Origin of the sequence: Haemophilus parahaemolyticus, assembly GCF_002015035.1 — a bacterium.
GTDB lineage: Bacteria > Pseudomonadota > Gammaproteobacteria > Enterobacterales > Pasteurellaceae > Haemophilus_A > Haemophilus_A parahaemolyticus.
Window position 1 is genome coordinate 542,667 of record NZ_MUXY01000001.1, and the last position, 25,820, is coordinate 568,486.

Annotated in this window: 23 protein-coding genes and 1 pseudogene; 12 read left to right on the plus strand and 12 right to left on the minus strand. The window is 40.1% G+C overall.

The window, feature by feature from the left end; all coding sequences use genetic code 11:
- Nucleotides 1-60: 60 nt before the first annotated feature.
- Nucleotides 61-330 carry a hypothetical protein gene (locus B0185_RS02690; RefSeq protein WP_005706303.1) on the plus strand — a complete coding sequence of 90 codons (270 nt, stop codon included), beginning with the start codon at nucleotides 61-63 and terminating at the stop codon, nucleotides 328-330.
- Here B0185_RS02690 and B0185_RS02695 read toward each other — a convergent pair.
- Nucleotides 290-502 carry a hypothetical protein gene (locus B0185_RS02695; protein WP_005706283.1) on the minus strand — a complete coding sequence of 71 codons (213 nt, stop codon included), beginning with the start codon at nucleotides 500-502 and terminating at the stop codon, nucleotides 290-292. The genes B0185_RS02690 and B0185_RS02695 overlap by 41 nt on opposite strands.
- Before the next feature lie 109 nt (nucleotides 503-611).
- Nucleotides 612-842, minus strand: a complete 231-nt coding sequence (locus B0185_RS10210; protein WP_039863180.1) for a hypothetical protein — start codon at nucleotides 840-842, stop codon at nucleotides 612-614.
- Nucleotides 843-930: 88 nt separating this feature from the next.
- On the opposite strand from B0185_RS10210, the gene B0185_RS02705 reads away from it, so the two are divergent.
- The 9 genes and pseudogenes from B0185_RS02705 to moaE all read left to right on the plus strand — a co-directional run.
- A complete protein-coding gene (locus tag B0185_RS02705) occupies nucleotides 931-1,329 on the plus strand; it encodes a helix-turn-helix domain-containing protein (protein ID WP_050855314.1) in 399 nt (132 codons plus the stop codon).
- Between the two features lie 35 nt (nucleotides 1,330-1,364).
- On the plus strand, nucleotides 1,365-1,934 hold the full coding sequence (locus B0185_RS02710; protein WP_005706274.1) for a hypothetical protein: 570 nt from the start codon (nucleotides 1,365-1,367) through the stop codon (nucleotides 1,932-1,934).
- A gap of 126 nt (nucleotides 1,935-2,060) precedes the next feature.
- Complete coding sequence (locus B0185_RS02715; RefSeq protein WP_005706271.1) at nucleotides 2,061-2,240, plus strand: hypothetical protein; 180 nt, start codon at nucleotides 2,061-2,063, stop codon at nucleotides 2,238-2,240.
- Complete coding sequence (locus tag B0185_RS02720) at nucleotides 2,191-2,970, plus strand: DUF6414 family protein (protein WP_005706327.1); 780 nt, start codon at nucleotides 2,191-2,193, stop codon at nucleotides 2,968-2,970. The genes B0185_RS02715 and B0185_RS02720 overlap by 50 nt, the downstream gene beginning before the upstream one ends.
- Nucleotides 2,971-3,173: 203 nt before the next feature.
- Entirely contained in the window at nucleotides 3,174-3,386 is a 213-nt protein-coding gene (locus B0185_RS02725) for a hypothetical protein (protein WP_039863178.1), read from the plus strand.
- The gene (locus tag B0185_RS02730; RefSeq protein ID WP_005706291.1) at nucleotides 3,379-3,771 is read left to right on the plus strand and encodes a hypothetical protein; all 393 of its coding nucleotides are present in this window, start codon (nucleotides 3,379-3,381) and stop codon (nucleotides 3,769-3,771) included. Before B0185_RS02725 ends, B0185_RS02730 begins: the two co-directional genes overlap by 8 nt.
- An 18-nt stretch (nucleotides 3,772-3,789) precedes the next feature.
- Nucleotides 3,790-3,987 (plus strand): hypothetical protein, encoded by a 198-nt coding sequence (locus tag B0185_RS02735; RefSeq protein ID WP_005706263.1) that lies wholly within the window; start codon nucleotides 3,790-3,792, stop codon nucleotides 3,985-3,987.
- Entirely contained in the window at nucleotides 3,968-4,978 is a 1,011-nt protein-coding gene (locus B0185_RS02740) for a phage integrase (RefSeq protein WP_005706307.1), read from the plus strand. Before B0185_RS02735 ends, B0185_RS02740 begins: the two co-directional genes overlap by 20 nt.
- A gap of 124 nt (nucleotides 4,979-5,102) precedes the next feature.
- Nucleotides 5,103-5,219 (plus strand): annotated as a pseudogene (gene moaE / locus B0185_RS10115) (molybdopterin synthase catalytic subunit MoaE); the annotation flags it as partial.
- Between the two features lie 174 nt (nucleotides 5,220-5,393).
- Here the strand turns inward: moaE and B0185_RS02750 are convergent.
- Both B0185_RS02750 and B0185_RS02755 read right to left on the minus strand, forming a co-directional pair.
- Complete coding sequence (locus B0185_RS02750; protein WP_005706276.1) at nucleotides 5,394-6,212, minus strand: PHP domain-containing protein; 819 nt, start codon at nucleotides 6,210-6,212, stop codon at nucleotides 5,394-5,396.
- Entirely contained in the window at nucleotides 6,212-6,832 is a 621-nt protein-coding gene (locus B0185_RS02755) for a hypothetical protein (RefSeq protein ID WP_005706329.1), read from the minus strand. The genes B0185_RS02750 and B0185_RS02755 overlap by 1 nt, the downstream gene beginning before the upstream one ends.
- Nucleotides 6,833-7,005: 173 nt before the next feature.
- Here B0185_RS02755 and gyrB point away from each other — a divergent pair, with 173 nt between their 5' ends.
- A complete protein-coding gene (gyrB, locus tag B0185_RS02760) occupies nucleotides 7,006-9,438 on the plus strand; it encodes a DNA topoisomerase (ATP-hydrolyzing) subunit B (RefSeq protein ID WP_005706284.1) in 2,433 nt (810 codons plus the stop codon).
- A 49-nt stretch (nucleotides 9,439-9,487) separates the two neighbouring features.
- Here the strand turns inward: gyrB and ligA are convergent, their stop codons facing one another.
- A complete protein-coding gene (ligA, locus tag B0185_RS02765) occupies nucleotides 9,488-11,530 on the minus strand; it encodes an NAD-dependent DNA ligase LigA (RefSeq protein ID WP_039863176.1) in 2,043 nt (680 codons plus the stop codon).
- A gap of 80 nt (nucleotides 11,531-11,610) precedes the next feature.
- Nucleotides 11,611-12,519, minus strand: a complete 909-nt coding sequence (gene zipA, locus B0185_RS02770; RefSeq protein WP_005706265.1) for a cell division protein ZipA — start codon at nucleotides 12,517-12,519, stop codon at nucleotides 11,611-11,613.
- 105 nt (nucleotides 12,520-12,624) lie between these two features.
- On the opposite strand from zipA, the gene cysZ reads away from it, so the two are divergent.
- Nucleotides 12,625-13,440, plus strand: coding sequence for a sulfate transporter CysZ (cysZ, locus tag B0185_RS02775; RefSeq protein WP_005706272.1), 816 nt, complete (start codon nucleotides 12,625-12,627; stop codon nucleotides 13,438-13,440).
- A gap of 53 nt (nucleotides 13,441-13,493) precedes the next feature.
- Here the strand turns inward: cysZ and B0185_RS02780 are convergent, their stop codons facing one another.
- From B0185_RS02780 to menE, 6 genes are all read right to left on the minus strand, one after another.
- Nucleotides 13,494-13,685, minus strand: a complete 192-nt coding sequence (locus tag B0185_RS02780) for an alternative ribosome-rescue factor A (RefSeq protein WP_005706305.1) — start codon at nucleotides 13,683-13,685, stop codon at nucleotides 13,494-13,496.
- A gap of 144 nt (nucleotides 13,686-13,829) precedes the next feature.
- Complete coding sequence (gene topA / locus B0185_RS02785) at nucleotides 13,830-16,430, minus strand: type I DNA topoisomerase (protein WP_005706314.1); 2,601 nt, start codon at nucleotides 16,428-16,430, stop codon at nucleotides 13,830-13,832.
- Between the two features lie 194 nt (nucleotides 16,431-16,624).
- Nucleotides 16,625-17,707 (minus strand): chorismate synthase, encoded by a 1,083-nt coding sequence (gene aroC, locus B0185_RS02790; protein WP_005706281.1) that lies wholly within the window; start codon nucleotides 17,705-17,707, stop codon nucleotides 16,625-16,627.
- Between the two features lie 32 nt (nucleotides 17,708-17,739).
- Entirely contained in the window at nucleotides 17,740-21,039 is a 3,300-nt protein-coding gene (gene mscK, locus B0185_RS02795; protein WP_005706278.1) for a mechanosensitive channel MscK, read from the minus strand.
- A 7-nt stretch (nucleotides 21,040-21,046) separates the two neighbouring features.
- Entirely contained in the window at nucleotides 21,047-24,367 is a 3,321-nt protein-coding gene (mscK, locus tag B0185_RS02800; RefSeq protein ID WP_005706267.1) for a mechanosensitive channel MscK, read from the minus strand.
- Nucleotides 24,364-25,818, minus strand: a complete 1,455-nt coding sequence (gene menE, locus B0185_RS02805; RefSeq protein WP_005706298.1) for an o-succinylbenzoate--CoA ligase — start codon at nucleotides 25,816-25,818, stop codon at nucleotides 24,364-24,366. The genes mscK (B0185_RS02800) and menE overlap by 4 nt, the downstream gene beginning before the upstream one ends.
- Nucleotides 25,819-25,820: the final 2 nt, after the last annotated feature.

Sequence of the window (25,820 nt, forward strand, 5' to 3'; positions counted from 1 at the left end):
TGACTTACCTCTCTGTATTTGTTTATATTTCCTTTCCGTTTAACCAAAAAGGAACTTAAAATGAAATCTAAATATCTTGTAGACCCAACCACCTTTGAACTACCTGCATTTGATGCTCAAATCACGCAATATGTTGAAGAGAAAGGGGCTGACCCTTACGGCTCAACAGATTGCTATATTGGCATCTATCACAACGGGGTTTTATATCGTCGCCTCACTGCAGAAGGCTTAACCGAATGGGTGGGCTGTGATAACTTTCTATTTTCGCTTGGCTTAACCAAGCTTGAAGCTAAACAAGGCTATGATTCTCTGTTTGAACAGCCTGCTTAATCTGATCAAGTTCTTTTTCAAACTGGGCTATGCCCGCTTTTTTAATATATGCTAGTGCATAGCTCATCATCTTTACATCTTGCGGTGTAAAGATTTCTCTTGCGGCTTGGTGATCAAATTCTGCAAGTTGTTTTAATTCCCATACTGCTGAGCTTTTTTCTTGTTCACTCATTGACTTACCTCACTGGGTTTGTTTTCGTTTTTCACACGGAGCAAATACGCCTCATAACTTCCGCATTCTGCGACGTCTGAGAGTTGTTTGAGTTCTTGTTCACTCATTCCTACACCCCTCTTGCTTCCAGTGCTTCTTCTAACAAAATCGCAATCATTGGCGCCATCTTGCGTCTCTCTTTTGTGGCTAAATCTTTTGTTCTTTCTGTAAGATCTGCAGGAATTCTCGTCTGAAATTCTTTTCCTGTCTGCTTCTCTAATTTTTCGTTGATTTCACTCACTTTTAAAACTCCTCGCTTTGTGTTATGTTGCTCTTTGCTCGGGCTTGCTTCTTTTTGCAACGCCCTGCGTCTTAATGTTTTTAATTATAGTCAAAATTTCTTTGACTACAATACAAAAATATAAAACCAGATGCTAAGTGAGGAAAAAGTGAACAGCATTGAATTTGTAGAAAGATTAAAAAAAGTTGCAGATGTAAAGGAAGATCAAGCTCTAGCAGAAATTTTTGGCTTATCTAAAGCCTCTTTTTCTTATGCTAAAAAGAACAATAGTTTTTCTGCAGAAATGCTATCTAATTTTGCAGAACGCTTTAACTGCGACCTGCACTGGTTAATTACTGGCAAAGAAAAAACTCAAGCATTAAAAGCAACGGAAAAAATGCTACTCACTGCCTTTAATGAATTGGACGACAAACAACAATTACAAGCGGTGGTTTTTGTGGGCAATCTTGCACAAGGCGGCACGAGCTCACCTACGGCAAACATTTCCCAACACGCTGGCGAAAATGCCTACAATGTGGGCGGGGATTTTAACTTTAATCAAAAATAGAGATTTGTATCTATGTTGTTGATGGGATCACTTAAATGCTAACTGGATTTTTAAAATTTTTTCTTGCAGTGTGGATTATTGACTTAGTCGGAGGAACGTTTGGTAATACTATTGGAATAGTAACGCTTCTTCTTTTCCTTGGTTTATGGCTTAACTCAGTTTATAAAAAGAGAACGCTCAATCATATAAATAAAGAAGAAAAATATATAGAAGTAGTATCAACCCCAAAAAAGGAAGCTAAACCCAAAGAATTATTTAAAAATAAAAAACGTAATGAATATTACACCCTTTGGGAATGTGAAGATATGATTATCAATTTCAAAGAAGATGAAGATGAGCCTTCTAGAGATTACAAATTTCATCGTTGGGCTTTAGATAGAAACAAGGGAGATGATTGGATTTTTGTTACTGATATTACAGACGAAGAATACATCATTGATCCTTATTTTGGCATTGAAGGAAATATTACTTGGAATGGTCAAGAATTTGATTTATGGGATTGTTTTTTCTCTGCTGCTTTTGGTGATGAAGCAATGGATAAGGTAGACGATAAAAAAGATAAATTCTTAGATAAGTTATATCCAGATGATGAGAAGAGTAAATAATAGGCATGGAAAATTAAAAGCGGGAAATAAGTAATGAATGTGGGTAGGGATTTTAATGTTAATCAAAAATAGTAGTGAATTTTTATCGCTATTGTTTATGATAAGCAAAGCAAAATCGGAGGCTCTATGAAAAAAAATCTAAACACTTTAGCAAAAGTATTTAACGAAACAGAAAAACAAAGTTTTGTTGAAAATGTGGCTTTGCATATTGAGCAAACAGAAGAAAGACGTTTACAAAAAGAAGAGGAACTAAAACGTGTCAAACGAACAGGTGCAAGACTTACCGACTATAGATTTTCTTACTGATTTTCTTTATGTAGATGAAAAACGTGCTAAACAGTTTCTTGCTCAGTTAGTGACTGAAGGGGTGCTTTCTAGCTATAAAGAAGAAATAGGCAATACAGATAGCTCCACAGGGGAACTAGGGTTTAGCTCCATCATTACAGGAAAGAAAACTGGCAATATTCAGAACTCAGAGCGTTATGTGCGTGAATATGATGCGTCCCATTCCTTGCCCTCTTTGCTTTTAGACTTCTTGGGGCAAAATGGCTTTATTAAAAATAATATTGATGATGCTCAAGTGGGTAATTTGGTTCTGATTTCGGGCGAATATCGCTTATTTGACCTTTCATTAATTGAAAAAGCAATGCCATTCTTAAATGCTGTAGAGAATGAGAATCCTTTACCTGATGGCATAGACAAGCTCTTTGACCTTTTCCCAAAAAGCTTACAAGTGGATATTCGAGATGATAGAGGAAATTTCTATTGGTTAGCATTGAAAAAAGAAGATATGTGGATCAATGTGGATGATGTTCTGCTTTCTAATGGCATTACTAATCGTGATAAGTGGTTTGTTTTAGGTATTCTGGAAAATTTACCTGATGCAAAAGCGAAAAAAGGGCATCACCCTTATAAATTCCAAGATGAAAAAACAGATGTTTTATCTATTTACGACCATATTCAAGAATTGATTGGTCGTAAGGGTTCAAGCTATGCCGTTACGCCTCTCTTGATTTTTAGAAAGATTGGGAAGTAGGTAAGTAATGGGCGTAAGAAAATTAGAAGCGGAAAATAAGTAATGAATGTGGGTAGGGATTTTAATGTTAATCAAAAATAGAAATTAGGGTGCTACATTATGGAGTCGCTTTTAAGTTCACTTGCCCTCTTTCAGGATATTGCCAACCTGAAAAATTTGATTGTTTCACCTGAATTGCAGAAGCTCGTTGATGGGGGGAGTAAGTGGAAAAATTAGAACTTGAGACTTATCTCAATTGGAAAAATATAGAAAGTACGTGTGAAAGTTGCCATCAAAGTGCCTTATGGAAATTTAGGGCTTTGCCCGATACTTATTGGCTGACTTGTCAACATTGCGGTTTTATTCGTCATTATGATCGTGAATTTGTCGATGATGATTGGGCAAAAAATGAAGAGGTAATCCTAAGCGATGAGTAATACAAAACGCAAAGATGGCAAAAATTCGTTAAAATTAGTCGGGGCTAATTCAGGCTCTAACAATAATGGAGGCGAACCGCCTATGAGTAATTTAGAAAAGCGTGTAATGAAAGTCGAACTAGGGCTTGAACAAGTAAAAACTAGCGTAGATGATTTAACTAAACGTGTAGATCGGTTAGATACTCGCTTAGATAAAATAGATGAACATTTAAAAGAGATTGATTTCACTTTAGTTAAAATCAATACAAAATTAGATGATGCTGACAAAATTTATGCAACAAAAGCTGAACTACACAATGCCATTCATACGCAAACAAAGTGGCTGATGGCAACAATGATTACGCTTGTGGGGCTGACACTTGCAGCGGTGAAGTATTTGATTTAGGTGCAAAAAGGTAAGTAAATGGCAAAAAAGCACGCAACAACAATTAAAGTACTCAATTTTTCTGATGACCCTTGGGGGCGTGATGCCTCTGAAAATCCTGTAAGTAACGGCGAAAAGTTCCGCAAAGAGTGGGTTTTGCCTGCTGTGCGTGAATTCGATCACGTGACGGTTGATTTTTCTGATTTGATGGTGATTTATGGGTGTAAGGAAGGATGAAAAAAAGAATGGTAAGTGGCTGGCTGAATTTTATAAAGACGGTAAACGCATTCGCCGTTGGTTTGACACTAAGGCTGAAGCAACTCGCTTTTTTAATGCTGCAAGAAATCCACTCATTGAAGTAGAGCCACGTTCTAGCCGTGTAAATGCTCGTCCTTTGTTAGATTTGGTTGAGGATTGGTATCAATTACACGGGCGTGGCATTAAAAGCGGTGAGCACGTTTTTAAGTCGCTCAAGCGTATGGCTTCTGATTTAGGCAATCCGACTGCAAGTAAAGTTTCTCCGCTCTTGCTGGCTGAATATCGTAGCAATCGGCTTGCGGGTAAAGTCGGGCGTATCGCTGGCGTTGCGGCTAAGCCTAAATCCATTAATACCGACTTGGCACATCTTCGGGCAATGTTTAACACACTGGCAAAACTGGGAAAATTTGAAGGTGATAATCCTGTCTCAGCCTTAACAAAATTACGGGTGCCAGAATCAGAAATTTTCTTTTTACGTAGTGAACAGATTGCACCGCTTTTGCGTGAAATTGATGCACTAGATTATGATGCGGGTGTGATGGCTCGAATTTGTTTGGCTACGGGAGCAAGGTGGGGAGAAGTGGAAAATCTGCAAGCCTCTCAGATTGTGCCGTTTAAACTCACGTTTACAAATACGAAAAATAAAAAAAACAGAACAGTGCCAATCAGTCAAGAACTGTTTGAAATGATTCCAAAACGCTCGGGCAAGGTGTTTAATCCTCCCTACATTATACGCTCGAATTTACACAAGGTAATTGAAGGTAGCGGAATTCGATTTCCTAAAGGGCGAGCAACTCAGGTTTTTCGCCATACTTTCGCCAGCCACTTTATGATGAATGGGGGGAATATTTTAGTCTTACGGGATATTCTCGGGCATTCCGACATTCAGATGACAATGCGTTACGCCCACTTCGCCCCCTCTTACTTAGAAACCGCCGTGACGTTGAATCCGCTTTCTAATCTTAAATAATTACACCTCTTTGGTGGCTGTTTGGTGGCTGTTTTATTTTGCTGTATGTTGTTGCGTGCGTTTATATGCCGTTGTAAGTAATTGTTTTAACGTAAGTTATTGTTTTTATTATATTAGAGTGATAGTTATGGACTACCTCAAAACCAAAGCTCCGTTCTGGAAAAGAGAAACCACAACACACGGTGAACGCTGGATTGAAGGGCGTGAGAGCGATCAGCAAGCAGCTGAAAAGTGGCTGTAATTTGCAAATAATGTATATGGTAAGGAACATATCTTAAGAAAAGATACACCTCATTATCGTTTAATTGGCTTACCCTTCTATACCAAAGATCAATCTGATTTTACTCATCATTTTCAAAATGTGATGGGCTAACGCATAAAGATAAAGGCAGATTGTGATGATCTGCCTTTTTATCTAAAACAACCCCCAAATAGGCTTGCACTCTTGCGGGAGAGTTAAACCTCTGCCGAGTTCAACCCAACCTGTTGGATAATGAAAGTCTGAGCCGCCAGAGGCATACAAATCAAACTCTTTCGCCCAGCGGGTAATCAATTGGCGTTGATCTGGTGTTTGTCCACAGCCTGCGACCTCAATGCCATCTCCACCTGCTTGTTTGAAATCTTCAATCAAACGACGCACCCAACGTCCCGTCATTTTATAGCGAAGTGGATGTGCAATCGAAATCACACCGCCTGCTTGATGTACGATCTCAATTGCCTCTTGCATCTCGCACCACTTCGGCTTTACATAAGCGAGTTTACCCTGCCCCAAATATTTTTTGAATGCGTGTTCAATATTGCGTACATATTCTTGCTCAAGCAAAAAGCGTCCATAATGAGCTCGAGTCACTTCGCCACTAGCTAATTTTTTTGCCCCTTCGTAGGCATCTAGAATGCCCGCCTTTGCAAGTTTTTCGCCAATTTCGACCGCTCGTTGTTCACGCAATGCTGCCTGATTATCCAATAACGCCACTAATTCAGGATGTGTTTCATCCACATTCAGTGCGGCAAGATGAATGCTCTTCTCTTGCCAAACAATCGAAACTTCCACACCGCTGATAAAACGAATCGGTTGATTTTGAGCCGCAAGCTTCGCTTCTGTAATGCCTGCCACGGTATCGTGGTCGGTTAAAGCCAGCATTTCCACGCCTTGCTCAACAGCTCGATTGACCAATTCAGTTGGGGTTAATAAACCATCTGAAGCGGTGCTGTGTGAGTGTAAATCGTATTTCATTAAATCAGTCCCACCATTTTGAAAAAGGTTTGATAGGCATCCACTTTTTTCTCAAATTTAAGCGGATAAGCTCGAGAAGTGGATGGCAAGCGGTATAATTTGAGCGAACGATTTACAGAATAAGGGTAATCAATCCACTCATTCGTTTTCGGTGATTTTACTTTTTCAGGCAATAAACCGAGCAAGGTTTCCGTCGCTAATCCACCTGTGGTAAAAAGCCATTCCACTTTTGGCAAATCAATCAGAAGCTCGTCCATATCAACAGGCTCAACAATTTTCAAATCTTTATCTGCCGCATTACCCCTCAACCGAATTGCCGTTTTCGCCGAAGAACAAAGTGCAATCCCCTTCTCTTGCAAAAATGCCTCAATTCGCACAGGGTCGAACCGCTTTTCATCACCTACGCGAAAATGATCTTTATCGCCATAAAACACCTCGCCCATAATTCGCCACATATCGTTTTGAAAATTCGGATAGTGAAATTCCATACAGCGTTTTTCATCTGTAGGCGGAAATGTGCCCATCATCACCACTTTGGCTTGAGGCGGTAAAATAGGATTGAAAGGATGATGCTCTAAAGGGTATTCGGTTTCGGGTAACATAAAATTAACAATAGCCATTAAAAATGGCTCAATCCTAGCGGGGAAATTGCCGTTTGTCTAGCAAATTTAACCGCTCACAAGCGGTGTCTTTTTGCCTATTTTTCGCAATTCCCCTTAATTTCTGATATAATCCATTCAATTTTTTGGCTAACAAAATAGCCATCCATATTTGTTAAACATAGGAACAAAGAATGTCTGAACAAAACCAACAAACTTATGACTCTTCAAGCATTCGAGTACTTCGTGGTTTGGAAGCTGTACGTACTCGACCTGGGATGTATATCGGGGATACCGATGATGGTTCTGGCTTACACCATATGGTGTTTGAAGTGGTAGATAACGCTATCGATGAAGCATTAGCAGGCCACTGTAAAGATATTATCGTGACGATTCACTCAGATAATTCCGTTTCTGTGCAAGATGATGGTCGTGGTATTCCTGTTGGTATTCACCCAGAAGAAGGGGTTTCTGCGGCAGAAGTAATTATGACCGTACTTCACGCTGGAGGTAAATTCGATGATAATTCTTATAAGGTTTCAGGTGGTTTACATGGAGTAGGCGTATCTGTGGTAAACGCTCTTTCAACCAAATTACAACTTACCATCCGTCGTGAAGGACATGTACACGAGCAATTTTATAGTCTAGGCGAGCCAGATGCTCCCCTTGCGATTATTGGCGAAACAGAAAAGACAGGTACAACTGTGCGTTTTTGGCCAAGCCTTGATATTTTCAAATATGAAACAACGTTCAAATACAGCATTCTTTCTAAACGTTTACGAGAGCTTTCATTCCTAAATTCAGGCGTTTCTATTCGTTTAGTTGATGAGCGTGATGGCAAAGAAGAACACTTCCACTACGAAGGTGGTATTAAAGCTTACGTTGAATTTTTAAACGAAGGCAAAACGACGATTCACAACACCCCATTCTATCTTTCTACTGAAAAAGATGATATTGGCGTAGAAATTTCACTGCAGTGGAATGATTCTTACAATGAAAATGTTTACTGTTTCACCAATAACATTCCTCAACGTGATGGCGGCACACACTTATCTGGCTTTCGCGGTGCATTAACGCGAGCATTGAAAAATTACATTGATAAATATTCAAGCAAATTACTGAAAAAAAATGATGCAAAAGTAGATCCATCAGGTGAAGATGCTCGTGAGGGTTTAGTTGCGGTGATCTCAGTAAAAGTGCCAGATCCTAAATTTTCATCTCAAACTAAAGATAAATTAGTTTCGTCAGAAGTACGTTCTGCTGTAGAAAGTTCAATGTATGAAGCATTGGAGAGCTATTTAGAGCTTAACCCTGCTGATGCAAAATTGATTGTAGAGAAGATTATTTCTGCGGCTCGTGCACGTGAAGCAGCACGAAAAGCACGTGAAGCCAGCTATAACAAAAGCGGTTCAAGCATCAAACGTCCAGACAAACTCGCTGATTGCCACGAAAAAGATCCTGCCCATTCAGAAATCTATCTTGTGGAGGGGGATTCTGCGGGTGGTTCAGCAAAATCTGGTCGTAACTCAGACTACCAAGCTATTTTGCCATTAAAAGGTAAAATCCTAAACGTAGAAAAAGCTCGCTTTGACAAAATGCTTTCTTCTAAAGAAGTTACTAATTTAATTTCTGCATTAAGAACCGGAATTGGTCGAGACCACTTTGACATCGAGAAATTACGCTACCACAAAATCATTATTATGACCGATGCAGACGTGGATGGTGCTCACATTCGTACGCTCTTATTGACGTTCTTCTACCGTCAAATGCCAGAGCTTATCGAAAACGGCTACATCTACATCGCACAACCACCACTTTATAAAGTGAAAAAAGGTAAACAAGAACGTTATATCCAAGATAATGATGAAATGGCACAGTATGAAATTTCTATCGCTCTTGAAGATGCTAACTTATTTGTAAGCAGCGATGCGCCCGCATTAAACGGAATGGCATTAGAAAACTTAATTGCACAATACAGTCAAGTACAAAAATTGATTGAACGCTTAACGCATCGTTATCCTTCTGCTTTATTAAATGAGTTAATTTACTCTCCTGCTCTTTCTACTGAATTTGCAAAAGAAGAAGCTAATATTACCGCTTGGGTAGAAAACTTTGTAAATCAATTATCAGAAAAAGAAACAGATGGAAGTTTCTATCGTGGTAACGTATTCTTTAACACAGAACGTCATTTCTATGAACCAGAAATTATTGTTACCACACATGGTATTGATACAACTTATCGTTTCGATTTTAACTTTATCACCAGCAACGAATATTCTCGTATCGTTGCATTAATGCAAGTGCTAAAATGTTTACTGACACCAACGGCTTATGTAAAACGAGGTGAACGTCAGCAAGCAGTTAACTCATTTGCAGAAGCTTTAGAGTGGCTAATTAAAGAGTCTCGTAAGGGCTTGACTATCCAGCGTTATAAAGGATTAGGTGAGATGAATCCAGAGCAATTATGGGAAACCACTATGGATCCTGTTGCTCGTAAAATGCTTCAAGTGACCATTACCGATGCCATTGCAGCTGATAAACTCTTTAGCACGCTAATGGGTGATGAAGTTGAGCCTCGTCGTGATTTCATTGAGGCGAATGCATTATATGCAGAATTAGATATCTAACAAACTGCAAAAGAAAAGCTCATTTCAAACGAAATGAGCTTTTTTCATATCATTTCATTAAATCAATAAACTCTTGTTCAGATAACACTTTCACCCCCAACTCTTGTGCTTTGACCAATTTCGAACCTGCTTTTTCACCTGCAATCAGGTAATCCGTTTTACTTGAAACTGAACCAGAAACCTTACAACCTAAGCCTTGCAATAACGCTTTGGCTTGATCACGGGTTAATTGACTTAATGTACCCGTTAATACCACATTTTTATCTTTGAGTGGATTGTCTGCAATTTCTACTTTTTCGACCGCTTGCCAATGGATACCTTGGGCTTGTAAATCTTCTACGACAGCGACATTATGCGGCTCTTTCCAGAATGAAACGATACGATTTGCCACCACTTCGCCCACATCTTGCACCTCTTGCAGTTGCTCAAAGGTTGCCACTTGGATTGCCTCAAGCGTGCCAAAATGGTTAGCCAAATTCAACGCAGTTGATTCACCTACATCACGAATACCCAATGCAAAAAGGAAACGAGGCAAGGTGGTTTGTTTCGCTTTTTCTAAGCTATTTAGGACATTTTGAGCCGATTTTTCGCCCATTCGCTCTAATCGCATCAAGATAGTCTTATCAAGCTTAAACAGATCTGCAGGCGTTTTAATCAATTCACTTGCCATTAATTGCTCGATCAACTTCTCGCCCACGCCTTCAATATCCATTGCTTTGCGAGAAACGAAGTGTTTTAACGCCTCTTTGCGTTGGGCTTCGCAGAACAGCCCACCTGTACAACGAGCCACCGCTTCGCCATCTACGCGAACCACTGCCGATTCACACACAGGACAAGTGGTCGGAAATACAATTTTTTTTGCATTAGTAGGGCGACGTTCTGCCACCACGCCAATAATTTGCGGAATCACATCTCCCGCACGACGAATGATCACGGTATCCCCAATCGCAATACCAAGACGTTCAATTTCATCACCATTGTGTAACGTCGCATTGCTGACCGTAACCCCTGCCACAAATACAGGTTCAAGCTTCGCTACAGGCGTAATCGCCCCTGTTCGCCCCACTTGAAATTCCACATCATTAAGCACAGTCATCTCTTCTTGTGCAGGGAATTTATAGGCAATCGCCCAGCGCGGCGAACGAGAAATAAAGCCAAGCTGCTCTTGTAAAGCGATATCGTTAACTTTTAACACCGTGCCATCAATGTCATAACCTAATTTAGGGCGTTTGGCTTGAATATCCGCATAAAATTCAGCTAATTGTTCTACCCCTTTGGCAAGACGAATTTCGTTATTAACAGGAATACCAATTGATTTTAACCATTGCAAACGGTCGAAATGCGTGTTTGGTAAAGGCTGCTCAGCCTCATAAATACCGATACCGTATGCATTCAGTGTAAGCGGGCGTTGTGCGGTAATTTTAGGATCTAACTGACGGAGAGACCCAGCCGCCGCATTACGCGGGTTCGCAAAGGTTTTCTCGCCGTGCTCTAACGCTCTTTCATTTAACGCATTAAATCCCTTTTGAGGCATAAATACCTCACCACGCACTTCAAGTCTAGCTGGCGGATTATCCATATTTAAACGCAGCGGTACATTGCGAATAGTGCGGACGTTGGCAGTAATATCTTCGCCCGTTGTACCATCGCCACGGGTTGCAGCTTGGGTAAGAATACCATTCACATACAAAATACTGACTGCTAAACCATCTAATTTAGGCTCACAACAAAATACCATCGTTTCAGGATTGCGATGAATTTGCCCTTCAATACGACGCAAAAAACCTAATAACTCTTCATGAGAGAAAGCATTATCAAGCGAAAGCATAGGTAACTCGTGGGTAATTTGGATGAAGCCTGATAACGGTTTTGCCCCTACTCGTTGCGTTGGCGAGTCAGGAGTAACCAGTTCAGGATGGGCTTTTTCAATCGCTTTGAGTTCGTTCATTAAGCGGTCATATTCCGTATCAGGCACGAGCGGATTATCTAACACGTGGTAGTGATATTCATATTTGCGTAATGTTTGGCGAAGTTGTTCCAACTCTAATGATGAAATTGCTTGTTGATTTAAAGTATTTGCAAATAAAGGCATAGTAAACTCGAATTTAGTAAAAGGATCGATAAAAAAGACCGCTTGCAAGCGGTCTGTTTTCCCAAAAAGTGTGCAGATGATTAGCTCACGCGTTTTAAATATTCAATGCGAGCATTTTCATCAAAGATTTCGTGGCGATCGTTTAAAACAAAGCCATTTAATGCACTAGCTAAGCGTTCCGTACATTGTAACATCAATCTTAAATTAGTTTGCAGATTACCGTCGGTTGGTAAGTGCATAAAAAGCACTAAACCAATGGTTGAAAAATCTTTTAAATTGTTAAGATCAAACACGCCAGGTTGCATCATATTTGCAACACTAAAAATCACAGGCGAATTGCTATTCCCCAAATGTTTATGGCGATGAAAAATATTATATTCTCCATATTCAAAACCTAATGCTTCTAAGCATTGTACCACGTGTTCACCTTCAAATTGATACCCTTCTGCCGACACCACATAAAACGTGATCATATCAGCAGGGATTTCTGGCTTGGACTCAATAGATTCTTGAGTAACTGAAATAGACTCCTCTATCGTTACCGATACTGCTGGCTCTACCACTTGTTCTACATATTGTGCGACATTCTGCTCTACCAATTGGCTACTATAAATTGGACTGAACATAGATTGACCATAAATTGGCGTGGCACTTTCTCGCTCTAATTCCCTTACTACATTATTTTCTTCTTGTCCTGGTAAACGGATTTTAATTCCGCTAAGTGAGTTTTGTACATCACGTTGAATTTCTGCTGAAGACTGTACTTCTACCTCTGGCGTTGCTACATTTTCTACTTGTGAATGTAGCGATGTATCAAAATGAGAATGAGCTTCTGGCGGCACATTATTTATAGGTGTTGAAGGTTGACGTTGTGAAAAAGAGTTAGAAAAAAGACGCGATTTTTCACGACGATTAGACAAAAAACTTGACCCTATCAAAATTGCAATCAGCAATCCTGCCAGAATAAAGAAAATAATATGAAGTTCCATAAATCCTCTCAGAAAATCATCTAAAAATTTAAGATTCACTATTTGCGAAAAAAGATGGTATAGCTTACCATATTTCAAACAAAATTTTGAGCATCTAAGGTTTTTATGTCATTGTTATTTTCATCTCCACAAAATCAAATTTCAGCGGGTTTCCATTATTTCGTCAAAGGCTGGAGCTTGTTGGCACAGAAAAAATTCTTACCATTCGTCATCATCCCCTTAATCATTAATGTATTACTGATTATTGGGCTTTCTTGGTTTTTCTTAAGTAGCATGAACCATTGGGTCGAACTCCTACTTCCATCTTGGTTAGATTGGATCTCGTTTATCCTTATTCCACTGGTTTTCGTATTATTGCTGGTCGGCTTTTACTTTGCCTTTACTACACTGGCAAACTTTATTGCCGCCCCATTTAATGCACTATTATCCGAAAAAGTGGAGTTACAACTTACTCATCAACCGCTGGATGATGCATCATTATTTGGCATGCTCAAAGATATTCCACGAATGTTCAAACGTGAATGGCAAAAAATGATGTATAGTGTGCCACGTTTAATTGCTTTGTTTTTCCTTGGTTTTGTACCTGTTTTAGGGCAAACAGCCGTACCTGTGCTTGCTTTTATTTTCGGGGCTTGGATGATTGCCATTCAATATTGCGACTACCCGTTTGATAATCATAAAATCAGCTTCCCGCGTATGCGTAATGCCTTAAGCCAAAATAAATGGATGAATTACACATTTGGCACCTTAGTAAGCCTATTTACTATGATTCCGTTTGTGAATTTTGTGGTAATGCCTGTTGCCGTTTGTGGTGCAACGGCAATGTGGGTGGAAGAGTATCGACAATTCTTTTTAGATAATGCAACAGGTGAGTTTGAACGAAAAAATTATACTTTCTCTACAGCAAGAAAAAAGATCTAACCACTCATTCTGAAAATTATGAAGTGAAATAACAAACCAAAGGAAAAGCCCATTTAAAATAATCGGTTTATTTTAAATGGGCTTTCGCCTCGGTTTGCACCCTTATGTTTTTCGTGACGCTGGTAGCTACCTTTGCCTTTTTTATTGCGTTCCACTCGCGTACGGAAAAGGGGATCGGTGACTAATGCTTTAACTGCACTATCGTTAATCTTACCCCGTTGATGGGCATACTGATTTTTTGTCATATTGGTTTCCTTATTAAGTTGATGTATTTTGCGTTTTACGCAGTTGCTATTGTGACAAATTTGATACAGTTTGTACATAAGCCTCTCGTTCTTACTAAAAAAATAAGGCAGATTTTATTCAATCTGCCTGAATTTAAAATGAAATTAACGCATTACCCACTTCCCATCAACATAATCCATAATCCATTTGGTTTTCTTGCCGTTCTTTTCAGAGGTCACATATTGACGTTTCTCTTTACGGCTGAAACTAATAATCGCAGGATTACCATCTGGGTCTGTTAATGGTGCATCTGCTAAATATTGCAATTTTTCTGGCAAGCGGTCGCGATATTGAGCTAATTCGCTCACTTTTGCAGGGCGGCTTTCACGCACTTTCGGGAAGTTATGTGCCGACATAAACACCCCAACCGCACTATCACGCAATACAAAATAGGCATCTGCTTTTTCACATCTTAATTCTGGGAATGGGATTGGCTCTTCACGCGGCGGCGCAACTTCACCGTTTTTCAGAATTTTGCGGGTGTTATCGCAGTTCGTACAGCCCATATATTTACCGAAACGCCCCAGTTTTAAGTGCATATCCGCACCACATTTATCACATTCCACGATAGGGCCATCATAGCCTTTAATTTTGAATGTGCCTTCTTCAACCAAATACCCATCGCAATTTGGATTGTTACCACAAACGTGTAATTTACGATGAGGATCGATAATGTAGCTATCCATCGCCGAATCGCATTTCGGACAACGTTTACGTGCCATTAACGCCTTAGTTTCTGAATCTTCATCTAATACGTTAATCAACTCCTCTTCAGGAATTAAATTCATTGTGGTTTTGCAACGCTCTTTCGGTGGTAATGCATAACCTGTACAACCCAAAAATACTCCTGTTGAGGCGGTGCGAATTGCCATTTTGCGTCCACAAGTTGGACAATCAATATTGGTTGGCACAATGCTGTTCGGCTTCATTCCGCCTTGTAATTCGTCCAATTCGGCTTGGGTTAATTGCTCGGAAAAATCTTTAAAGAAGGCATTTAACGCATCAATCCAGTTTTTATTGCCTTCTGCGATTTGGTCGAGCGTTTCTTCCATATTCGCAGTGAAATCATAGTTCATTAAATCACCGAAAGATTCATTAAGGCGATCAGTCACAATTTCACCCATTTTTTCTGCGTAGAAACGGCGATTTTCCACGTGTACATAACCACGCTCTTGAATGGTCGAAATAATCGAGGCATAAGTTGAAGGGCGACCAATACCACGTTTTTCCAACTCACGCACTAATGCCGCTTCCGAGTAGCGTGCAGGCGGTTTGGTAAAATGTTGGCTAGGATTAACCGCTTGTAACGCTAATTCTTCATTTAAAGCAACATTTGGTAACTCCTGGTCTTCCGCCGTTTTACCTTGCACAGGTAACACTTTCGTCCAACCATCAAAACGTAAGACGCGACCTTTCGCTTTTAATTCATAATCGCCAGCACCAACAGTTAAACTAGTTGAATCATATTGTGCTGGAAGCATTTGGCAGGCTAAGAAACGACGCCAAATCAAGTCGTATAAACGTTCAGCATCTTTCTCCATACCCGATAAATCCGCCATTGTGACATTTATATCTGATGGGCGAATTGCTTCGTGAGCCTCTTGAGCATTCTCACGGCTAGAGTAGAAATTTGGTTTTTCGGGTAAATATTGCGAGCCGAATTGTTTATCGATATAACTACGAGCCATATTCAACGCATCTTGGCTCAAGTTAGTTGAGTCAGTACGCATATAGGTAATATAGCCCGCTTCATATAAGCGTTGAGCCAACATCATCGTTTTCTTCACGCCAAAGCCCAAACGGGTGCTTGCCGTTTGTTGAAGCGTTGAAGTGATGAATGGCGGACTTGCTTTTGAGCTGGTCGGCTTTTTCTCAATGTCGGTAACGATAAACGCAGATTGTTGCAAGTTTTTCACCGCTTGCATTGCTTCTGCTTCGTTCTTTGCTTGCCATTTTTTGCCGAGATAATTTGTCAGATCAAGCGGTAGTTTTCTGCCATTTGATTGCGTATCCGCCACAATTTCCCAGAATTCTTCGGGCTGGAAAGCTTTGATTTCACGCTCACGTTCAACCAATAATTTCACAGCAACCGATTGCACACGACCAGCCGATAAACCACGTGCCACTTTTTTCCATAGCAATGGCGACACCATAAAGCCCACCACACGGTCTAAAAAGCGACGAGTTTGCTGTGCGTTTACACGGTCGATATTCAGATGTTCTGGCTTTTCAAACGCTTTTTTAATCGCATTTTTGGTAATTTCGTTAAACACCACACGACTAAAGCGGCTATCATCGCCGCCAATCACTTCACGTAAATGCCAGGCAATCGCTTCCCCTTCTCTATCCAAGTCGGTGGCAAGATAGATATGGTCGGCTTTTTTCGCTAACGTTTTAAGCTCTGAAACCACTTTCAGTTTATCAGGCATAATTTGGTAATTTGCTTTCCAACCGTGATAAGGGTCGATCCCCATACGTTTTACCAACGCATTACGCTCTTTTTCCGCTTTCACTTTTGCTTTTTCTTCGGCACTCATTCCTTTAGTGGAAATTGGTTTCGCTCGTTCTGTTTTCTCTTCTGAGCCACTTTTTGGCAAATCTCGAATATGCCCTACGCTTGATTTCACTACATAGTCACTGCCTAAGTATTTATTGATTGTTTTCGCTTTGGCTGGTGACTCAACAATAACTAATGACTTACCCATTGCTATTTCCTAATAATTAAAAAGATAAAGATGCTTTTCCGCTTATTATTTTTACAATAACAAGGCTACAAGCAAATTACAACATAAACACACTAAATAAAATGGCGATTGTTTAAAACAAATTCAACTTACCTTAAATAATAAGAGCTAAAACGTAATAAAGCCTATTAAGCATACACTTAATAGGCTAAAATTTATCTACATTGTGCTTTAAAGCGAAGTAGGTGGTCAAGCAGCACAATTGCCATCATCGCTTCTGCAATTGGCACGGCTCGAATGCCTACGCAAGGATCGTGTCTGCCTTTGGTAACAACTTCCACTGTTTCGTTGTTTAAATTCACGCTTTTACCTGGTACGGTAATGCTAGAAGTTGGTTTTAATGCAATATTAGCAATAATCGGCTGACCTGAGCTAATACCACCTAAAATGCCGCCTGCGTGGTTCGATAAAAAGCCTTCTGGGGTCATTTCATCGCGGTGTTGGCTGCCTTTTTGTTCGACCACTATAAAACCATCGCCAATTTCGACCGCTTTCACAGCATTGATGGACATTAAGGCGTGGGCTAAATCAGCATCTAGGCGATCAAACACGGGTTCACCTAAACCAACAGGTACATTTTCAGCTATCACCGTGAGTTTCGCTCCGATAGAATCACCCTCTTTTTTGAGTTCACGAATGAGCTCATCAAACTGCTCGACCGCCACAGGATCTGGGCAGAAAAATGGATTGCTATTCACTTCATTCCAATCAATTTTGCTGATATCTGTCACTTTTTCAGGATCAATTTTAACCGAGCCAATTTGCGATAAATAGCCTCGTACTTCAATACCAAATTGTTCACGCAGATATTTTTTTGCAATCGCCCCTGCAGCCACACGCATTGCAGTTTCACGAGCGGAAGAACGACCGCCACCACGATAGTCACGAATACCATATTTTTGTTGGTAAGTATAATCAGCGTGACCTGGACGGAATTTATCCATAATATCACCGTAATCTTTGGAGCGCTGGTCACCATTTTTGATGATTAACCCGATACTCGTGCCAGTAGTTTTCCCCTCAAATACGCCCGATAAAATCTGTACTTTATCATCTTCACGACGAGGAGTAGTATAACGAGATGTCCCAGGTTTACGTCGGTCTAAATCGGGTTGAAGATCTGCCTCACTTAATTCTATATTCGGCGGTACACCATCCACGATACAGCCCAATGCAATACCGTGCGATTCGCCAAAAGTGGTTACCTTAAATAATTGTCCAATGCTGTTGCCTGCCATATTGCTTTCCTTTTATTGTTATTTGCAAAATTCTATGCGATTTTACCCGCTTGTGCTGCCAGATTATCTTCAGAATGCAAGTGAACATCAAGCTGATTGAGTGCAAAACGGATGCCATTTTCTCTAAAGAGTTGATTGATGCGATATTGCAAGAAGTTCATTGTCTCTATGCGATCACCCAATTCGCCCACAAACACGAGCAACTCGTGCTCTAATGCATTATCGCCAAAATGAAGCATATTGATTTCCACTTTTGGCTCACTCAACACTTTTGGTGCTTCGTTAACTGCCTGTAGAAGTAATCGCTGCATCAAATCAAGGTCGGTATCATAACTCACTTTAAAGAAAATTTGTAAGCGAGTGATAGTATTATTCAGCGTCCAGTTGATAAAACGATCCGTCACGAAGGCTTGGTTTGGTAATACCACTTCCATATGATCCGAATTTAGCAAAGTAGTAGAACGTAAACGAATCTTTGTGATAATCCCCGTGTACTGCCCTACTGTCACTTTGTCGCCAACTCGAATTGGACGTTCAAACAGCAAGATAGAGCCTGATACGAAACTGCCAAAAATCTCTCGCACCCCGAAACCCAAACCGACTGAAAGGGCGGTAAAGATCCATTGGATTTTTGTCCACGAAATCCCCAGTGCTGAAAATGCAGATACGCTGCCAAACGTCACGATAACGTAAGTCAACATCGTAATAATCGTCTGTGGCATCCCTTTGGAGAGAGGTATTTTTGAGAAAACAGTCACTTCCAAAATACCCGTAATATTTTTAATCAACACATAGGTGATTACCACATAAAGCGAGGCTCGCATTAAGTTGAGTAACGTAACCGACTCAACCTGATTGCCTTCGTTGCTCTCCCATAAAATCACGCCATCAAGGTAGTAGGCGACACTAATCAGATCCGACCAAATTACATAAAGTGATACAAACAGCACCACCCAGCCAATCAAATCGGTGACACGATAAATCTGTTGGTTTACTACCGAGAGCTTGATAGTTTCATCTTCTTTTGTGCCGTTTTCTAACACTTGTTCACGCAATTTACGACGTTTATCTTGCAAACGACGATATGCTAAACGACGGGCGGAGATTGCCACAAAACGATATGCAAAATAGCGCCCAAAAACCCAAAGCAAAATCACAAAATAGCTATTGAGCAAGTGGGTAATGAGATAAACTGCGGTATAGTAATAGCCTAAAATAATGAGGATAATCAATGAGATAGGCACAATCACTAAAATCAGTCGTAATAGACGGAATAAGCTAATACTTGTGTTCGTTGTACCCTCTTCTTTCTTAGCTTTTTGGTATTCACGAATCGCTCGGTTAAGCAATGGGCGAACCACAAAAAGGCAAAGTGCCAACGCAATAATTGACATCACCTGTCCAATCGCATCGTTGAGATAGCCAATCTCATCAATTTGCGATGGAATAGACGACACCAATAATAAACCGACAATCCAAATTGATTGCTTGATAATACGTTGGAAAATACGGTTACTCTCTTGCGGCATGCCAAAATGGCGGAATGCTAAACCATTTGGACGAAGTAATGAAAGCATCGTCGCAAAGAACCACCAATAAAGCGTTACTCGCACACCCCAACGCCCAATTGCAATCGGGTCGTTAAAGAAAAGAAACCCTATCGCATTATAAGCGGTGAAAAATATCAGTGTACTTGGTAAAGCCAACAATATTGTCCAAAACATCGCTTCTGGCGTCAACCAATGACTATCGTTAGTCAGCGTGTTTACTCGTGAAGCAAGGCTTGCCAAGCGGTCTTTTATTGCCGATTTTTTCCAATTGATAAGTAATGCAATCAACAAGGAAATAGAGGTAAACAACACCGTAGATAATAAATTCGGCTGTACGTTTTCAATCCCAACATAATCGGTCAAAACACCTACTTCTGCAAATGCTAACGCAGGAAAAGCCTTAAGCCACGCAAAATCAATCGGATTATTGCTGTTTACCCAGAAACTTTGCTGTTGGAGTTTACGTTGCAAGGCATCGCCGATCGCCAAGGCTTGGCGTTGGTTATTTTCAATCGTAATCGAAAGATTAAGCTGGCTGTTTAACGACTTAATAATCTCATCCAACAATTTTTGACGCTCTTTGAGAATATTATTTAACGCACTATTCTCTTCATTCGTTAAAGGTTCTTCCAAGTTATGTGTCAGATTGCGGACATAATCATCAATATTATAAAGCTCATCGCGTTGTTGCGAATATTCAAACAGATTAACCCGCACATTTGAAATTGATTTCGCTAAATCGTTGTTGATTTTTTCAGTAGGTAGCGTTTGTTTCTGCTTATTAATCACCTTTGAAAGCACAAGTGTACCCTGCAATGCACTGATTTGTTCGTCAATATTGCGTTGCGTTTGAGTAAGGCTTTCCAACACATTTCGCATCCGTAAATCGTCGTGCGAAAGTGTGTTTAATTTCTTAGTTTGTTGCACCAAAAATTGGCTTAATTCTTTGTTATGATCTAGTTCATCTGTAATTAAGAAATTCTCAATGCTACTTGCAATGCGTTGACTAGCGACATCTTTTGCCTTTTGCTCGGAATCTTCTAAACGCTTAGTATTAAGCACCTCTTGCAACACCGATAACTGCTTTTGCATTAATGCTTGACGTGCTGCCGCCTCGCTTCGTTTTGCCTCATCAAAAGCAATCAATCGCTCTGCATTATTGCTGAGTAAATTGTTATAACGATTGCTCTCTTCAATAAAACGGATTTCAGCATCCCAGCGCTCTATCGCATTCGGTAATTGGCTCTGTGGCGGCAAGCTTTTTACACGGTTAATCTCTTGTAACCGTACGCTATTTTCATTCAATAAACGTTGGTTATTTTTAAGCAAATTGCGATCGTTCGAAATTTGAGCATCTAATGCTAACAATTGAGACTGCACACTCTGCAAATCTGCTTCAATTCTTTCTTGCTGCTTAATCAGATCTGCTAATGAGAGTGCATTAAAGCTATTTTCTGAAACCGCATCCGCTTCTTTTTTATTCTCTGCAGTACGTTTTTGCACCTGTGCAAGATCTTGCGGCAAGGCTTGCAGCTGCTTTTCTAATGCCGCAATATCTGCCTTTTGCTTTAAGGTTTGCTCATTAAAACGCTTGGTTAATTCCAGGTTTTGAGCTTGAGCATTCGTTTCCGCTGACTCTAATGTGCCCGATCTTAATGCACTAAGCTGCTGCCTTATACTCTCTTCTGCTCTGTTTTGAGAAACTTCTGCCCAAACATCATGGGAAAAAAGAGTGAGGCTGAATAAGCAGGAAAAAAGTATACTTGCGGTGTTCTTAAACATTCTTATCCTAATTTCTTGCAGTTAAATCTTCCGTTGCCCATTTCACTTCTTCATTAGTGTTTTGATTTTTGATAAAAATATCCAACTGATTAAAGGCAATTTCAATTCCGTATTGTTCGAAAAGTTCGTTAATACGGCGGTTTAGTTGGTCAATGGTACGAATACGTTCGCTTAATTGCCCCACATAAACACGCAACTCGTGATCTAATGTGCTTGCCCCAAATGAGAGGAAATATGCCATAGGTGCAGGATCTTTCACTACTGTAGTAGTTTCTTCGGCAGCTTGAAGCAATAATTTCTTCACTAACTCTAAATCTGAACCATATGCCACACCAATACTAATCACTAAACGAGTCATTGAGTTGGTTAATGCCCAGTTCACCACACGTTCAGTAATAAAAGCTTTATTTGGCACAATCACTTCTTTTTTGTCATTGTCAATTAAAGTAGTTGCTCGAATACGGATTTTCGACACTGTTCCATTAAATGAATCGATGGTGATCATATCGCCAACACGAACAGGGCGTTCAAATAAGATGATAATGCCTGAAACAAAGTTTCCAAAAATTTCCTGCATACCGAACCCCAAGCCAACCGATAATGCTGTAAAGAGCCATTGTAGCTTAGACCACGACATTCCCAAGGTTGAGAAGGCAAAAGCCGCCCCTAACACCACTAATAAATAGGTTAATAAGGTGCTGATGGTATAAGGAGTACCTTGAGAAAGCGAAAGATGTGGGAAAACAAAAGTTTCCAACAAACCATTTAAGTTCTTAATCAACACATAGGTCACTACAATAATCACTATCGCAACCAATAGATTGAGCAAGGTAATCGATTCCATCACCACGCCCGCATCAGTTGTCACACTTTGTTGCCAGAGTGTTACGCCTTTTAAGTAATACGCAACAGTAATAAGATCAGACCAAACCCAATAAAGTGCTGCAAACAAGCCAACCCAGAGCACAAAATCAGTTACTTTCAGCATCTGATTTTTGATCTCACTCACAGCCATTTCATCTGCTTTGATTTCGAATGGTACATCCTCTTCGCCGAAGTTATGTGCTTGTTCATTGCTTGCCTGTTTCGCTAAAGACTCTTTTTTCTCAAGCAAACGGCGATGTGCTAAACGACGGGAAGAAACCGTAAAGCCACGATAACATACATTTCGCACGATAATCCAAGTGGTTACCACAAAATAAGTTGAAATCAGATGTTCAATGATAACCAATGATGTGTAGTAATACCCCATCACAATCAACACAATCAACGCAATCGGTGCCAGCAACAAGACCAAACGCACAAAACTTAATGCCCCTTTGGGTGCGTGAATATCCTCTGCTGTATTTTGATACGTTGAAATCGCTTTTCTAAATCCTGGTGCGATAATAAAGACGGTCATTACCAGAACAGTAATGGTCATAATTTCGCCCAATACATCATACGTAATGCCCGTTTCCACATTGGCAAAAATGGAAGTGTTAAGCAATAATCCAATCACCCAAACGGAGCGTTTTAGAATGTTATAGAACAACTCATTACTTTTTTGTGGCATATCAAAATGCTGATAACCAATGCCATTTGGACGAAGAATTGCCATCATAAAGGCAAAGCAGAACCAATAACCCGCCATTTTCAAGCCCCACGGCCAGATCGGAAGTGGGTCTTGGAAACAGATGTAAGTCACCAAAATAAACACCGTTAAAAACATAAAGGTGCTTGGCAAGCATAAAATCGTGGTTAAAAGAATCGCTTTAGGTGTATTCCATTGGCTATCAGTTTCTACCGATTTCATTCTGTTATTGATCTCGGTTAATTGGCGTTTAATGTTCTCTTTTTGACGCAAAATCAAACCAATCAGCAACAATAAACCACCAATTAAAAGCGTTGCAGGAATAACATTGTCACGCCAATTTGAAAAATCGAATTGCTTGCTAATTTCTTCTAATTGAAACCCCAGCGTCGAACCAAGTTTCGCAAACCACGCCAAATCAATCGCATTATTACTTTTTACCCAAAAGCTTTGCTGTTGCAATTTTTGTTGCAACTCATCGCTGATGGTTTGCACTTGTTTCTGGGTTAGTTCAATGTTGATCGCCAAATTCAACTGAGTATTCATCGATTTAATCAATTCCACAAAAGTTTTTGTACGAGCTGATAAAATCTCCGTTAGCTGCTTCTTTTCAGCATCTGTAAAAGTGTTTTTCTCCTCTTTTTCAAGCTTCGCAATATAACTTTTAGGATCCGCAATTTTATCTTTGAACTCAGTCATATCAAAAATATTCACACGGAGTTCATTAATACGTTCTGCCAAACCTTTGATCATCTCATCTTGTGGCAAAGCCGCACGCTGCTTATTGATAATACGGGAAAGCACAAGCGAGCCATGTAAAGAACTAATCTGCTCATCCAAGTTACGTTGAGTTTGCTCTAAGTTATCCAACACACCTTTAATACGCAAATTTTCTTGCGAAAGCTCATTCATTTTGGTGGTTTGATCAAGCAATTCTTGTGACATTTTGGCATTAAAATCCAATGCACGAACAATCACAGGATTGCTCTCCGCATTTACATTTTTTTCAAGCGTTTGCGTTGCTTGCTCCACTTTTACTTTAGAAGCCTGCATCAATTTTTCACTAATCGCTTGCTGAATAGCAGCAAGTTCATTTTGCAATTGTTGCTGTTGTAATTTTTTCTCTTCCAACTGACTATTATAGAGTGCCGAAAGATCTTCGTTGCCTCGCAATAATGTTTGGTTGTAGCTATTTTGTAAATCTAACAACGCCAACTCTGTGGTGAAATTCACTTTTTGCTCATCACTGATGTTTGCCCCTAACAAAGCAGAATTAATCGCTTGCTTATGCGTGACATTGTTACTTAAAGCAGTTTGTGCTTTATCGGGCACTGCATTTTGGGTGACTAATTTTCCATTTAGCGATGCCATTTCTGTTTGTACATTATTCAATGCCTCTTGCTTAGCTGAAAGCAACCCCTGCAAATCATCTAGCGAAATATGTTCAAATGACGGCACTGTTACCGTACTATTTTTTAATTTGGTAAGATTATCTTGGCTCTTTTTTAGACTCGCTTTGGAATGTTCAATCTCACTATTTAACGCTTCATTATCCGCTTTCTGCTTCGCAATTTGAGCCAACAACGATTGAGTATCTTGCAAGGTTTTTAATGTTGCTTTCGTTACATCGGTTTGCTCCGCTTTTTGCAACGTTGCAATCTGTGCCTGCAATGCTTTTTCATTCGGTAAATCAGCCTGTGCGATTGAAATACCAAAAATCATCGTAGCAAAAACGAAAAAATATTTCTTCATCATAAATTATCCTTACGGGTGAGCCCTAGTTTAACAGCAACCTCAGATTTTAGTTGTTGTCTGGAAATTTTAATGCCACCTTGTTGTAAATTTTCATCTAACGGCAAGTAGCAAATCGGGTGTTTAAATCTTTCTAAATGCTGTGTCGCAAAATTTTGTAGTTTTTCGATCGCTTGTGTTGAGAATGGTTCGAGCAAATCCACCACCGCCACAGGGCGTTCGCCAAACTCAACATCTGCAATTGGTACAATAAAAATCTGCCTGAGTAAACCTGAAGCGAACAACACTTTTTCTACCTCTTCGGGCTGAATATTCTCCCCACCCGAAATAAACATATTGTCTAACCGCCCCTTGACGATTAAATGACCTTGTGCATTCCACTGCCCAAGATCTTTCGTTTGCAACCAACCTTGTGCATTGGTAAGCGGTCGAATTTCGCCATTTTTTTGCCAATAACCAAGAGCTAAACAATTACCTTTCACCCAAATTTCATTTTCCACCAAACGAATTTCCCGTCCAGCTAATGGTTTGCCAACATTGTCTAACTCATCTTTCACGGCACAAATAGTGGACGCCATCTCAGTCATTCCATAGCCTGAGAAAGTGGTAATGCCCTGCACTTTCGCTTGTTGAACTAATTCCGCAGGAATAGCAGCTCCGCCAAGCAAAACAGTTTGCTTTTTCGACCGCTTGTGAAGTTCCTCTGATGCCAAATAACGTTGCAGTTGGGTGGGCACAAGGGAGGCGTGCGAAACTTGAGAAAGTAGCTTAAAAAAATCTGCTTTATCTTCATTCACATAGAGCGTTGCCCCTTGTGAAAGCCAACGCCACACAATCCCCTGCCCTGAAACGTGAAACAACGGCAAACTCAATAGCCAGCTATTGCCTTGTTTAAAATTGAGTAATTCACACACACCTTCTGCATTCGCTAGATGGTTTTTGATACTATGCACCACGGCTTTTGGCGAACCTGATGAGCCAGAAGTGAGCGTTAAAGTAGCAGGAGAGGCATAATCTAAAGTAGGCAATTCACAAGCGGTAAGATTTTCATCAAAATTTGTAAAAAGCTGATCGGTAATCAAAAATTGAGTGCCATATTGCTCGCAAAGTTGCGTTGTTTTTTCTGATGAAAATGCAGGATTAAGCATTAAGATCTTTTTATTTAATGCCATCACTGCACAATAACTGAGCAAACCGATTAAACGATGTGAACCTTGATAGCCAATCAATTGAGCTTGTGAAAAGGAAGGCAGTGAAGAGAGAAAATTAGCCACTTGAGCCATAAGATAGTGAAAATCTTGCCAACAAATTTGCTCAGGTAAAAAAGGGAAAAAGCGACTTTCCCCTTTTTCCCAAACAATAGCGGTGCGTTGTTCCACATTCACCTTATCACTTGCTTTACTGCCTGCTTTATTCCCCCAGCAAGCAGTCAAAAAACACGAAGATTTCACCATGG